This window comes from Halococcus sp. IIIV-5B, assembly GCF_003602035.1.
Lineage (GTDB): Archaea > Halobacteriota > Halobacteria > Halobacteriales > Halococcaceae > Halococcus > Halococcus salsus.
This window is the reverse complement of record NZ_QZWE01000007.1, coordinates 91,143-104,035: the sequence shown is the minus strand read 5'-3', so window position 1 is coordinate 104,035 and position 12,893 is coordinate 91,143. Positions and strand designations below refer to the sequence as shown.

At 64.1% G+C, this 12,893-nt stretch carries 10 protein-coding genes; 3 read left to right on the top strand and 7 right to left on the bottom strand.

The window, feature by feature from the left end; genetic code table 11:
* Positions 1-6: 6 nt before the first annotated feature.
* Genes D3261_RS07260 through D3261_RS07250 form a run of 3 tightly spaced genes read right to left on the bottom strand, consistent with a single transcriptional unit; the run spans position 7 to position 3,187 of the window.
* Entirely contained in the window at positions 7-855 is an 849-nt protein-coding gene (locus D3261_RS07260) for a carbohydrate ABC transporter permease (RefSeq protein WP_120070850.1), read from the bottom strand.
* Between the two features lies 1 nt (position 856).
* Positions 857-1,840 carry a carbohydrate ABC transporter permease gene (locus D3261_RS07255; protein ID WP_120070848.1) on the bottom strand — a complete coding sequence of 328 codons (984 nt, stop codon included), beginning with the start codon at positions 1,838-1,840 and terminating at the stop codon, positions 857-859.
* Positions 1,841-3,187, bottom strand: coding sequence for an ABC transporter substrate-binding protein (locus tag D3261_RS07250; RefSeq protein ID WP_120070845.1), 1,347 nt, complete (start codon positions 3,185-3,187; stop codon positions 1,841-1,843).
* Positions 3,188-3,338: 151 nt separating this feature from the next.
* On the opposite strand from D3261_RS07250, the gene D3261_RS07245 reads away from it, so the two are divergent.
* Positions 3,339-4,145: an aldo/keto reductase gene (locus tag D3261_RS07245; protein ID WP_120070842.1), complete on the top strand. Its 807-nt coding sequence runs from the start codon at positions 3,339-3,341 to the stop codon at positions 4,143-4,145.
* A 69-nt stretch (positions 4,146-4,214) separates the two neighbouring features.
* Here D3261_RS07245 and D3261_RS07240 read toward each other — a convergent pair whose 3' ends face one another.
* The 4 genes from D3261_RS07240 to D3261_RS07225 form a co-directional block, all read right to left on the bottom strand.
* Positions 4,215-5,312: a Gfo/Idh/MocA family protein gene (locus tag D3261_RS07240; RefSeq protein ID WP_120070840.1), complete on the bottom strand. Its 1,098-nt coding sequence runs from the start codon at positions 5,310-5,312 to the stop codon at positions 4,215-4,217.
* Positions 5,313-5,458: 146 nt separating this feature from the next.
* Positions 5,459-6,799 (bottom strand): DUF362 domain-containing protein, encoded by a 1,341-nt coding sequence (locus D3261_RS07235; RefSeq protein WP_120070837.1) that lies wholly within the window; start codon positions 6,797-6,799, stop codon positions 5,459-5,461.
* A gap of 100 nt (positions 6,800-6,899) precedes the next feature.
* Positions 6,900-8,726 carry a DUF2264 domain-containing protein gene (locus D3261_RS07230; RefSeq protein ID WP_120070834.1) on the bottom strand — a complete coding sequence of 609 codons (1,827 nt, stop codon included), beginning with the start codon at positions 8,724-8,726 and terminating at the stop codon, positions 6,900-6,902.
* Between the two features lie 115 nt (positions 8,727-8,841).
* Positions 8,842-10,050 carry a glycoside hydrolase family 88 protein gene (locus D3261_RS07225; RefSeq protein WP_120070831.1) on the bottom strand — a complete coding sequence of 403 codons (1,209 nt, stop codon included), beginning with the start codon at positions 10,048-10,050 and terminating at the stop codon, positions 8,842-8,844.
* A 457-nt stretch (positions 10,051-10,507) separates the two neighbouring features.
* On the opposite strand from D3261_RS07225, the gene D3261_RS07220 reads away from it, so the two are divergent.
* Complete coding sequence (locus D3261_RS07220) at positions 10,508-11,275, top strand: IclR family transcriptional regulator (RefSeq protein ID WP_120070828.1); 768 nt, start codon at positions 10,508-10,510, stop codon at positions 11,273-11,275.
* 610 nt (positions 11,276-11,885) lie between these two features.
* Positions 11,886-12,650, top strand: coding sequence for an IclR family transcriptional regulator (locus tag D3261_RS07215; protein ID WP_120070825.1), 765 nt, complete (start codon positions 11,886-11,888; stop codon positions 12,648-12,650).
* The last annotated feature ends 243 nt before the right edge of the window (positions 12,651-12,893 follow it).

Sequence of the window (12,893 nt, the reverse complement as noted above, 5' to 3'; positions counted from 1 at the left end):
ACTCTGTTACTCCTTCACCGCTCCCGCCAAGATACCGTTGACGAAGTGGCGCTGGAGCGCCACGAACACGATCAACATCGGAACGATCGCTATCAGCGCCGCGACCATGAGCTGGTCGAACGCCGGTGTCTGCTGGCTCACGATAGTCGTGAGCGCTACCGGGATCGTGAACTTGTCCTGCTGGAGGACCACCAGCGGCCACAGGAAGAGGTTCCACTGGAAGAGAAAGAGGATGACCGACAGCGCGGCCATCCCCGATCGGACCGTCGGCAGCGCGACCCGGTAGTAGAGCTGGAACTCCGACGCGCCGTCCATCCGAGCGGCCTCCAGAAGGGAGTCGGGTATCGATTGCATCGTCTGTCGCATGAAGAAGATACCGACGGGATACGCTGCCCACGGGAGAATGATCGCGGCGAACGTATTGGAGAGCCCGACGTTCGAGACCAGCAGGAACAGTGGGATCACGAGGAGATTGATCGGGATGATCAGTGTTCCGAGGATCCCGAGGAATATCGGCTCCTTGAACCGGAACTCGTACTTCGCGAACGCGAAGCCGCTCATCGAACAGAGGATCAGCGAGAGCACGGTGTAGACGGTGGCGACCAGAACGCTGTTGATGACGCTCTGATAGTAGTTTGCGTTCTGGCGACCGGCGAGCGCCTGTGCGTTGTCGAGGAAGTTCGTCCCCGGAAGTAACCGCGGGAGGCTACCCGCGCTGCCGAGGATTTCCGTCTGTGGAAGCGTCGAAGCGACGAGGAGCCAGTAGATCGGAATGATGACGAACATCGTCATCGCGATGATGAAGCCGTAGCCACCGAACTTCCACAGGGCCTCGCTACGTGCTTTCTCGTGCATCTCAGTCACCCACCCGAAACTGCATGAGGGAGATGACGCTCACGATCACGACCAGTAGGACTGTCAGTGCGGAGCCGTACCCCAACTCCAGGTTCTGGAACGCGACCTGGTAGATGTAGTAGACGATCGTCCGTGTCTCCTCCAGCGGCGCGCCCGAGGAGATCAGGATCTGCGGCTCGGCGAACTTCTTGAAGATCGAGATCGTGCTCGTGACGACGATGAACAGGAGCACGGGCCGGAGCTGTGGCACCGTGATGTACCGGAACTTTTCGAGCCGCGTCGCGCCGTCGATCTCGGCGGCCTCGTACAGCGAGCCGGAGATGGTCTGGAGCCCGGCCAGGAAGATGATCATGTTGTAACCGGTCCAGCGCCAGACCGACATGAAGGCGATCAGATTTCGGGACCAGAACCCGTTCTGCAGCCACGCGATCGGGTCGATCCCGATGAGGACGAAGAGGCTGTCCGCCAGCCCACCTTCGGCGACGATGGCGACGAACACCACGGAGTAGGCGATCGTGTTCGCCGCCGTGGGGATCAACAGGAGGCTTCGGAACGTGTTCCTGAATCGGATCAGCGCCGAGTTGAGTGCGATAGCCAGACCCAACGGAATGATCACCATCGTCGGGATCAGGACGGCGAACAGGTAGACCGTATTGAACAGGGACTGGTGGAGCACGCTATCGCTGAGCATCCGCTCGAAGTGCTGTAGTCCGACGAACTGGAGGTCGAGAACCTGTGGTATCGTGATGTAGACGAGACCGAGGTTGATCCCCAACAGCGGCTCCGCGGAGACCCCTTGATACACGAAGAACGAGAGAACCAGCGTGAAGAAGATCGGGAAGGCGAGGAACACCGCGAACAGGATGAGCATCGGGCTCAAAAGCACGAAGGGCGGGTTCAGCGTCGAGGGCAACAGACGGTTCAGCTGCTGACGCTTGTACCGGAATTCATCGTATAGTTCGGTTCGTCGGTCGATCGAACTCATTTATGCGACGTCCCGGTCGGTCTGTTTCGCCGCCTCCTGTACTGCTTTTTCGTGTGCTGCCTCCGGGCTGGCGTTTCCGTAGACGACCCGACGGAGCTGTGTGTTTATGACGTCCATGACCGTCGGGCTGTCGACGGTGAACCGGTATGGTGGGATGTCCGGGAGCTGCTCGACCCAGAGGTCGCCGAGCTTCTGTCCACCGAAGAAGTCGAAGCCCTGACTGAACGCGTCACGCTCGTGTGCCGGCCCGAAGGCGGGGAAGTTCCCGACATTTTTGAAGAGCCACGCCATCTCGTCCGCGTTGGCGTTCGTCTTGAGGGCGAAATCGAAGGCGCGACGGGCGACGTCGTCGCTCACCTGCTTCGGGATGCAGAGACCGGATCCGCCACGGTTGCTGGCACGATTCCCGCCTTCCTCGAAGGCGGGGAGCTTCATCGCTCGCCACTTGCCGGCGGTGTCCTTGACGGATTCCTGCAGCGTCGAGTTGAACCACGCGCCCGAGCAGTAACCGGTGATCGATCCGTTGCTGAACCCGCTGAACCACTGTTGACTGAAGTTTGCAACCTTGTTGGTCAGCCCTTCTTCGCCTAGTCGGTTCAGCAGTCGAAACACTCTAAGCGAAGTGTCGTTGTCGAATGCGAGCCGCCCCTGTTTGTCGAACTCCTGTCCACCCTGTTGCCAGTACAGCATCCGCCAATAGAGGTCGATCGCGGCCGAAGGGAGCGAAAGCAGCGCGACGTCGTCGGGGAGCTTCTTTCCCTCCTCGATCAGCTGGTCCCAGGTCTCGATATCGGCATTGAGCCCGTGTTCGTCCCAGACGTCCTTCCGGTAGAACAAACTCGTCGGGTTGATGTCGTACGGAATCTCGTAGATCTCGTTGCCGCTACCGGCGGTCGTCCAGATCGATGAAGGAAAGTCGCTCTTGATGCCCGCGTCCTCGATCCAAGGCGAAAGGTCACGGAGTCCACCGGTGTTCGCGACTTGCTTCAGCGAGGCGTACTCGACCAGCGCCGTTCCCGGCGCGTCGGTACCGGACAGAAGCCGGGTCTGCATCCGGTCGATGATCTCATCGTACCCCATGTTGGTGTGGTTGATCGTCACCCCGGTTTCGTCCTGGTACCGCTTCATGTGGTGATTCCAGCTCCCGCTCATCTCCCAGAAGCTGAAGGAACCGGCCATCGAACCGGAGTAGCCGTTGGCCGCGCTGTTGTTTCCGGAGGCGTTGCCACCGCCGGAGCCGTTACCGGATCCGTTTCCGCCACCGCCGCCGCCAGAATTGGAGGGCGGGTTCGTCGTGATACAGCCAGCGGCACCGGTGATCCCGAGACTGCCGAGGAGTGCCAACATCTCTCTGCGTCCACGCTGTTTGTGAGGGCTCGCCATGCCTACCAAGAGCGTTTCCTATGTAACTATAAATAATTTTCCCTTGTGGGCGTCGGTGACCGTCCCGATACGGGCGATCCAAAGAGATATATGAGGAAGGATGGCACCTACGGGCATGCATTTGCCAGAGATCGGGCTGGGGACGTGGCAGAACACGGATCCGACGACGTGTGCCGAGAGCGTGCGGACGGCGCTCGACGTCGGCTACCGCCACATCGACACCGCACAGTACTACGGGAACGAGGAGGCCGTCGGGGAGGGCATCGAGACCGCCGACGTTCCCCGCGACGAGGTGTTCGTCGGGTCGAAGGTCCACGCCGACAAGTTCGGCCTGGCCCACGACCAGGTGATCGAGGGGCTCGAAGTCACGCTCGACCGGCTCGGGCTCGACTCCCTCGACCTGTTGTACGTCCACTGGCCGGTCGGCAACTACGAGGCGGCCGAGACGATGCCGGCGTTCGACGAGCTCGTCGACCGGGGACTCATCGACCACGTCGGGGTCTGTAACTTCAGCACGGAACTGCTCGACGAGGCGATGGACCACCTCGACGCCCCGCTGTTCGCCCACCAGGTCGAGACCCACCCGCTGCTCCCGCAGGACGAACTCGTCGACCACGCACAGCGACACGACTACCACCACGTCGCGTACTCACCCCTCGCTCGCGGTGACGTCTTCGACGTCCCCGAAGTCGTCGACGTCGCCGAGGACCACGACGTGAGCCCGTCGCAGGTCAGCCTCGCGTGGCTCCTCTCGAAGGAGGCCGTGAGCGTGATCCCGAAGGCGACGGGCGAGGAGCACATCCGTGACAACTTCGATGCGCTCGACCTCGAACTGAGCGCGGCGGACATTGAGCGGATCGAGGCCATCGACCGAACCGAGCGGTACGTCGAACGCGACGGCGCGCCGTGGCTCGACGCCTGAGTCGGCCAGCACGGAGGAACGACGGAATCGATCTTTTACGGTTTCACCCCGACCGGCGCTTCGAACGGCTCACCAGGACGTTATCGGGACCGCACGGAGCGGCTGGGCGAGCGGGACGTCGACCGTCGACCCGGTGTAGTGCGAGAGGTAGAACCCGACGATGATTTCCAGCGACCGGGTGGCGTCGGTGCCGGGTGAGAGGTTCTCCTGCTCGCCGTTGAGGATGTCCTGCACGTGGACGGCCGCGTTCGCGAACGAGCGCCGGTAGTCGTCCTCCCAGGTCCACGCCCCGTCGATGCCCGGCAGCGGTTTCTCGACGTGCTCGCCGTCCTCGAGCGACCAGTACTGCCAGACGCCGTCGTCGTTGTTCATGTAGAGCTTCCCCTCGGTCCCGATGAAGTTTAGCGTCATCGAGGAGACGTCCCGAGGGATCGTACAGTCGACCGTCACGAACGAGCCGTCGTCCATGACGACGTGGCCACCGCCGCCGGCGTCGTCCACGTCGAGCATCGCGTCGAGCGAATCGACCGCCTCGTTCTCGCCGGTGATGTAGCCGCTGACCTGCTCGGCACGCGTATCGAGGAGATAGACCAGCGTATCGAGGACGTGCGTCGAGTTGCGCATGAGCTCCATCCGGTACTGCGTGCTCACCGACTTGACGTCGCCGAGCAGGTCCCGCTTGCGAACGAGGTCGCGAAGCCGCTGGAGCTTCTCGGTGAACCGGAAGGAGTGGTTGATCACCAGCTCCGTCTCCGTTTCCTCGCAGACCGCGACCATCTCCTCGGCCTCGTTGACCTGCGAGGCGATCGGCTTCTCACACCAGACCACGTCGGGGTCCGCGGCCGACCGCGCGGCGTCGACGGTGTGTTGGTGGTGGAGGTAGGAGGGCGTACAGACGGAGACGACGTCGAGGTCCTCGGCCGCCAGCATCGCCTCGTGGCCGAGGTACTGCTGGTTGGGTGAGAGGTCCCACGCGTCGCCGAACGTGGCGAGGTTCTCCTCGTCGATATCGGCGACCGCCACGAGCTCGATCCCGTCGGCGTGTTCGTAGCCGCCGGCGTGGCTCGCTTCGATCTTCTCCGTTCCGATCACGTCCTCGTCGTGCATCCCGAGGATCCCCATCCCGGCGATACCTCCGGTGCCGATGATTCCTGCGGTGTACGTCATAGATACTCGAACTCCGGTTTCGGTTGGTGGGTTTGCATGGTGTGGCGGGACCCTGTTCTCCGCCCGCACGGTGCGAACGGCAAGGCACGTCTTCGATCCACCCTCATCTGTAATAAATGTTTGAGTACGGGACGGCCCTCGCGTCGCTACGTTCGAAGCGACGGGTCGGCGAACTCCCCGTCGACGAACTCGATGGGTGCGGGCTCCTCGACCACCCGCAGGTCGTCGCGGTCGCGTGCCAGCTCCACCAGCTTCGTCGAGGCGTAGAGCCGGTGGAGGTGCATCGTATCCGGCGCTCGAACGACCCGAACCGTCTCGGTGTCGACGACCCCGATCGTCGACAGCGCGGCCACCAACCCCGCGTGGTCCGTCTCGACGACCGGCGGCAGCCGAACACCGCGGATCGTGCTCGCGGTCAGTGCGTTGATGAGCGTCGTCGAGGCGTCGAGCTTCGCCGCGATGTCCCGGTGGACGACGTCGGCCGACCCGATACCCATCGCGTTGCCGTGGGTCGTTTCAGTGAAGTCCCGCACGTAGATCCGCTTGATGTCCGGCCGTTCGGGTGCCGGCTCGTTTATCGCGAACGGTCGGCGACCGATCACGTTGGTGTCGATCCCCTGCCCGCTGATGTCCTTGCCCTGGCGGTCGAAGACGACGACGTCGAGCGAATCGAACGGCAGCTTCGGCAGCAGGTCGTACGACCGCTTCAGCAGTTCCTCCTCCCGGCTCAGGAAGCCGCTGGGCGGGACGCCCTCGACGAGCGCCGTCTCGTCGTACTGGTCCTCGACGATCGCGACACCGCCGACGACCGGGAGGGTCGCGAGGAGCTGGTTCGTGATCTCGGGGATCATCTCCCGGAACGACCAGTCGACGGCCCACTCGTGGGCGATCTTCGCGCCGCGCTGTTTGCCCATCCCGATGACCAGCATCTTCGAGAGGCCGCTCTCGACCGTCCCGTCGAAGTCGGTGTGGGGTTTGACCCGGTTGATCGGGATGATGCCGTCCGCGTCGGCGGCGTTCGCGTCGGCGACCACGGGGACGTCGCGGTCCGCGGTCCGACCGACCTCGACGACGTCCATCGCCGAGCGGACCTCGCAGCCGATCGCCGACTCCGTCACGCCGAGGTCGGCCAGCATCGCCCGCTGTCCCTCGCCGGTGGCACCGCCGTGACTCCCCATGGCGGGGAAGACGAACGGCTCGTATCCCAGTTCGCCCACGGCCTCGACCACGCCGGCGACGATCGCCGGGAGGTTCGCGATGCCCCGGCTCCCGACGCCGAGCGCGATCTCGCCACTGTCGGGGACGTCCTCGAACGGGAGCGAGTTCACCGCCCGCGCGGCGTGGTCGCCGATCGAGTCCACGGGGATCGAGTCGCTCTCCCATCGCTGTTCGATGACCCCCATCTCGGGGAGCGGCGGGTCGTCACAGACATCTAGCACGACGTCTTCCGGAACGGTGAGCGCGCGTGCGGCCTCGTCTGTGTCCATACCCGATCCATCAGCGAGTCCGATAATAAACCTGCCCGTGCCGGGCGACCGAGTGTGCGTTCCACCGCCCTCCAGTCGGACTCCGACGACGCCGAGAGCCCTACTCCGGCCCGTTCGAAGCGTCGAGGAGCCGCTCGCCGTCGGCGGTCTCGACCGCGACACCCGTCTCCGTCGAAACGGTCGTCATTTCCCCTTCCCAGGCGGCGTCACGGTCGGGACCGGCTCTGACCGCCGAACCGAACCAGTGGTCGCCCGGCTCGTAGGTCTCCCGCAACGTCGGCACGACGGTTCGTGAGTGGTGCAGGTTCGTGTTCGGCTCGCCATCGACGACCGTGGCCGGTCGGTCGTCGCCGAGGCTCGCGATGGCGCTCATGCCGTTCGGGTAGCGAGCGAGCGCGGTTCCGTCCCCCGTCTCGTGGACGAAGTCCCCCTCGTCGTCGCCCGTCCGGTCGAGGGCGAACCCGCCCTCCTCGGTGTGTATCGTTCGGTCCGAAACCAGTCGGTGGAGCCGGACGTGCGAGGGGAGCGCGGGCGCGACCCACGAATCCACCCGAACGCCCTCCCACGGCTCCCACCGGGAGACGAGCGTCGTCCCCTGCATCTCGGTCGCCGTCAGCGACCCGGGGGTCTTGAACTGGTCGCCGTCGAGGCTGAGCGCGAGCGCGCTGTCGTGGCCCCCCCGTCCCGGCCCCGGGGACCGCCCGGCGACGGAGAAGCCGAACTCGGTCGAGTAGGCGAACTTGGTGTATTTCTCCCGGCCGTGGGTGCTGTCCTGGGGGAGCGAGAGCGCGAACAGGTGGTCGTCGTCCCGGCAGATGACCTTGCCCGCTTCCGGCTGCACGGTTCGAGTCGAGAGGTCCGGCAGGGGTTCTTCGTCCGCCTGCCAGAACGGGTGGTCGGCGGGCAACGCGAGCGGGAAGAAAGCCTTCATCGCCCAGTACGGCGAGTTCGGGGAGTTGTAGTCCTCGGACATCTTGATGCTCGGGTAGCGATAGCCGACCGAGAGCAACCCGCCGTCGGTGAATATCGGCTGGTCGAGCCACCACCTGACGTTTCGCGCCCAGAGGCCCCGAATGACACCCCACGGGAGCGGGTTCAGCCCGGCGAACGCGAGCCCGCCCCAGAAGGACGCCTGCGCGAAGCGGTAGGTCAGGCTCCGACCGTACGGGAGCGCCCGACCGTCCTCGGCGAACCAGTGGACGTGATGGTTGGCGAACGTCTCGGCGCGGGCCCGGAACCGCTCCGCTCGCTCCGGGTCTTCCTCACCGGCGACGGTCGCGTAGACGAGCCCGTAGAAGTGCATGGCCCACGGGAGGTAGTAATCGACGGGGCTCCGGTCCGATGCCGGCCCGTCGGTGTACCAGCCGTCCCCACGATAGAACGATTCGAGTCGGTCGAGCGACTCCTGTGTGCGCTCCCAGTCGTGTCGTGCCCCGACCGACCGGAGCCCCACGTTCACCATGACTCGGAAGAACAGCCAGTTGCAGTCTGGGAGCTCGGCGTCGTTGATCTGGTTCAACCACGTGACGAGCCGGTCCCGTTCGGCCTCGGAAAGCGGCTCCCAGAGGTGTTCGGGGGTCAGCGCGAGCCCGACGCCTATCGCCGCCATCTCGACGTGTTTCTGTGAGTGATCCCCCGCCGTCCCCCAGTACTCCTCGTGAGAAGGGTCGGTACCGTTGACCAGTCCCTCCCGGAACGATTCCCACTGGTCGAACTCGCCCTCGACGCCCAGGGGGACGATCCCCCAGAGAGGACGGGCGAACCCCTCCAGTTCGGCCGCGACGTCGGGGAAGTGAGCGCCGGAGGCCATCGGCCGAACCCGGGCCTTCCCCGGACTGACGTGTGCCGACAGCGGTTCGAAGAGCTGTCCGACCGCGCGCTGGAAATCGTCCCGTGTTCGAAGCGGATTGTCCGCTACCGGATCCATGGCCGAACGAGACCGGTGTGGCTCATAAAGGTATAGCATACCGCCCCCGGAAACGCGCCGTCACTCGGCGAGTGTCGGCGACGGCGGGCGGTCGAAGGAGCCGAGAACCCGCGAGCTACCAGTACCGGGACCAGTGGTGCCCTGCCCGGACGAGGCCCTCGTAGTAGAAGTAATCGCCCCAGATACAGCACTCGTCGTAGTCCCCGTCGGCGGTGTCGTAGGCCGCGTCGGTCAGCAGGCCGTTGGAGTCCAGCCCGTTCGTGGAGTAGTTCTCCGCGAGGCTCCCGAGCGTCGTGAGCGCGGCGTTCCGGTAGCCGGGGATCCGCTCGTCGCCGAACGGGAGCTGTTTGGTGAGTTCGTCGAGGCCACAGACGGCGATGGCGGCGGCCGACGTGTCGCGAATGTCCTCGTCCCTCGGCGCGTCGAAGTCCCAGCGCGGAACGTGGTCGTCCTCCAGATTCGAGAGGTAGTAGTTCGCCAGCTTCGCCGAGAGCTCGGCGTACCGACCGTCACCGGTGTAGTCCGCGACGAGCGCGTAGCCGTAGATGGCCCAGGCCTGTCCTCGGGCCCAGCAGGAGTCCGCGTCGTAGCCCTGCGCGGTCTCGCCGCCGACCGGGTCGCCGGTCTCCACGTCACACTTGAAGGTGTGGAACGTCGAGCCATCCGGTCGGACGAGATACTGGGCGGTCGTGCGCGCGTGGGTCTCCGCGATGGACGCGTACGCGGGGTCGCCCGTCGTCTCGCTGGCCCAGAACAGCAGTGGCAGGTTCATCATCGTGTCGACGATCATCCGCCCCCGTTCCCAGGACTCCTCGGTGTCCTCGTGGTCGCCCCAGGCCTGGATGAGCGCGGGTCGGTCCCAGAACCGCTCGACGAGGTGGTCGGCGGCCGCCAACGCCGCGGACCGATAGCGCTCGTTCCCGGTGAGACGGTGGCCGGCGACCGCGGACAGCGTGTAGAGGAAACCGAGGTCGTGTGTCTTGACCTCGCCAGCGGTGAGGCGGCGTTCGAACGTCTCCAACTGCGTTTCGGCGGCGCGGCGATAGCGCGCTTCGCCCGTCGTCTCGTACGCGAGCCAGCAGAGCCCGGTCCAGAACGAGGTCGTCCAGCCGCTCATGTTGTCGGTCGGTGCGTAGACCAGGTCCTCGCTGGAGGCCTCGGGGAAGGTATCGTAGAACTCGTCCAGATTACCCCTCACCCGGTCGGTCGCCGTCCCGAGCGCTCGTTCGAGGTCGGCTTGCGGGGTCGTCGAAGGTTCCGAGTACCGGTTCGGAAGGCCGTGGTCCGTGACCGAAGCAACCAGTGCGCGTGGAGCCCGTGGCATGTGAACCGACACTCCAGGCCCACATCGCATAAATCCGTCGCTGAGCCCGTGAGAGCCGATTCGATCGTGGCTTCCGTTCCCCCGCCCGTCACTAACCCCCGAGACCTCGCCCTGGCATCTTCCCGTCCTCCCTTCCGTAGCGAGCGCTCCAGCCATTCCGAACAGAAGGTTGGAAGCGCCGGGTTCGGGCCAGTGTCGAGCCGGCACCGCTACGAACGCCCCGAAGATATCGTACCCCGAGACCGTTGTCGGGTCCGAGACACCACTGAACCGCGGAGTGAGGGTTTCGAGACGAAACACCGTCGTCTCGCGCTCGAACCTCACCAATGCTCGCACACAGAATGACTCCACTCCCTCGGCGTGTGGACCGTTTCCTCCACCGCAGTCCAGCAATACTGACTCACATACAGAATCGCACTATACAAGCTTATGATGAGTGAGTCCCAATCGAGTATCCATGGATCACGAACAATCCACGAACTACGTCAAAACGGCGCGGACGACACTCCGGATACTGGATGCGCTGAAGCACAAAAGGGGATCAACGGTCACCGAGCTGGCCGAAACGTTCGATCTTTCCAAAAGCAGCATCCACAATTACTTGACGACGCTCGAACACGATGGCTACGTCGTCAAGGAGGGGAACGCCTACCGGATCGGGCTCAAACTGCTCGACCTGGGTGGCCACGCACAACACGGACAGCCGCTCTACGACGTCGCGAGGAACGAGGTCGCGAGCCTGGCCGAGGAGTCCGGGGAGCTGGCGAACCTGCTCGTCGAGGAGAACGGGAAGGGGTTCTATCTCTACCGCGCGCACGGCAACAACGCCGTCCAGACGGACTCGTACGTCGGCCAGGAGGTCTATCTCCACAACACCGCGCTCGGGAACGCGATCCTCGCTCACCTGCCGCCGGAGCGTGTCGACCGGATCATCGAGACGCACGGCATGCCGGAGGCCACCGAGAACACGATCACCGACCGCGAGACGCTGTTCGAGGAGTTCGAGACGATCCGCGAGAACGGCTACGCGCTGGACGACGAGGCACGCGTGAAGGGACTCCGCTGTGTGGCGGTACCGATAGTCAACAACCACGACGAGGTCGAGGGGGCGATCAGCGTCTCGGGACCGAGCAGCCGATTCCAGGGCGAGCGCTTTCGCGAGGAGCTCCCGACCATGCTCCTGAAGGTCGCGAACGTCATCGAACTCAACATCACGTACAACTGAGTATCGACCCGATTCGGCATCCATGAACGGTCTTCCGCACCCATCGAGCCGAACAGTCGACGTTCGATCCTCGCGCCCCGCTCCGCGCTTGCTCCACCCCTCCCCCGGCCGAGAAGTAACTGTGATACGTCTGTTACAGGCAGTTCATCCACGAATAATCGGGTTTCGCTGGGTCGGATTCGAGTTCATCATCTCGCATCGTATTCCACCATGCTGAATCCGATATCACCGCGTGTGTGACTAGTTCTTTCGATAGTGCTCGCAACCACGTCCAAATATTGATGATGTTTTCCTCTCGTGCGTGTTCGTTCATGAATGTCCGACTATAACGAACATCGACTATGTATGTGATTTTCATGAATGCGAAACCTTCACACGGGCCCTCCACACTCTCGCGTTTCTCGGTCCGTCGACCGAAACGAGTCGGGTCTCGCCGCACGGGCCGGTGGGACGGTGGACACATCCCGACCAGCGAGCCTTCTCCTCATCCACGGGCCCGGAGGCGACCGATTCCACAGAGGCACTTCGACGGCCTTTTTTCGCACCGACCGCCGATCGGGAGATCGCCGCATAACAAAATATTCAATAATGAGGAATTCCGACGAGTGGTATGAGCAGACGAGCGACCTACGCGATCGGCTCCCTCGAAACCGCCTTCAGGATCGTCGACGAGATCCAACGACTCGACGGGGCCGGGATCTCGGAGCTGGCCGACCGGCTCGATATCCCGAAGAGCACGGTCCACAACTACCTGAGCACGCTGGTCCAGGCGGAGTACGTCGTCAAGGACGGCACCACCTACCGAGTCGGACTCCGATTCCTCGAACACGGTGCCTACGCCCGTTCACAGGTCCCGCTCTACAGGATCGCGAAGCCGGAAGTCGACAAGCTGGCCGACGGGACTGGCGAACTCTCCAACCTCATGGTCGAGGAGCACGGGCTCGGGTCGTACCTCCATCGCGCACGTGGGGAGACGGCGGTACAGGTCGAAGCCCACGTCGGAACGCGCGTTCCGCTGCACACGACGGCGCTGGGGAAGGCCATTCTGGCTCACCTCCCGGCCGAGCGCGTCGATGCCATCGTCGACCGCCACGGATTGAAGCCGAAGACCCCTCGAACGATAACCGACCGGCGGGAGCTCGACGAGGAGCTAGCCGAGGTGCGCAAGCAGGGGGTCGCCTTCGACAGGGAGGAGCGGATCGAGGGGCTCAACTGCGTCGCCGCACCGGTCTCGAGTACGAACGGCCGGATACTGGGTGCGCTGAGCGTCGCCGGGCCGTCGAACCGCGTCCGCGGTGAGCGGTTCACCGAGGCGCTTCCGGAGCGGGTGCTGGAGGCCGCGAACGTCGTCGAGCTGAACGTCACCTACTCGTGACCGTCGATGCGGATCAGAGCGGTCACCTCCGCTTTGGTGTGCCAACGGATCCGAACCCCTGAATTCGACGGTCGACGTATCAAGATTTATGCTTTGTCGAATAATTTCTTCGGTCGATGGCGTTCGACTGTCGGAACTGCATGGGGCGGATCACACGAACGAACGACTCGTGGCGGTGTGAGGACTGTGGATACGTTCCACCACACGGTGCCGACTGAGTGACCGACCGTCCGGAGCGCGGCC

Bases quoted from the DNA above. Each gene is read 5' to 3' on its own strand.
- D3261_RS07240 (WP_120070840.1), bottom strand. From the start codon at position 5,312: ATGACGTACACCGCAGGAATCATCGGCACCGGAGGTATCGCCGGGATG.
- D3261_RS07255 (WP_120070848.1), bottom strand. From the start codon at position 1,840: ATGAGTTCGATCGACCGACGAACCGAACTATACGATGAATTCCGGTAC.
- D3261_RS07230 (WP_120070834.1), bottom strand. From the start codon at position 8,726: ATGGATCCGGTAGCGGACAATCCGCTTCGAACACGGGACGATTTCCAG.
- D3261_RS07225 (WP_120070831.1), bottom strand. From the start codon at position 10,050: ATGCCACGGGCTCCACGCGCACTGGTTGCTTCGGTCACGGACCACGGC.
- D3261_RS07235 (WP_120070837.1), bottom strand. From the start codon at position 6,799: ATGGACACAGACGAGGCCGCACGCGCGCTCACCGTTCCGGAAGACGTC.
- D3261_RS07245 (WP_120070842.1), top strand. From the start codon at position 3,339: ATGCATTTGCCAGAGATCGGGCTGGGGACGTGGCAGAACACGGATCCG.
- D3261_RS07215 (WP_120070825.1), top strand. From the start codon at position 11,886: ATGAGCAGACGAGCGACCTACGCGATCGGCTCCCTCGAAACCGCCTTC.
- D3261_RS07260 (WP_120070850.1), bottom strand. From the start codon at position 855: ATGCACGAGAAAGCACGTAGCGAGGCCCTGTGGAAGTTCGGTGGCTAC.
- D3261_RS07220 (WP_120070828.1), top strand. From the start codon at position 10,508: ATGGATCACGAACAATCCACGAACTACGTCAAAACGGCGCGGACGACA.
- D3261_RS07250 (WP_120070845.1), bottom strand. From the start codon at position 3,187: ATGTTGGCACTCCTCGGCAGTCTCGGGATCACCGGTGCCGCTGGCTGT.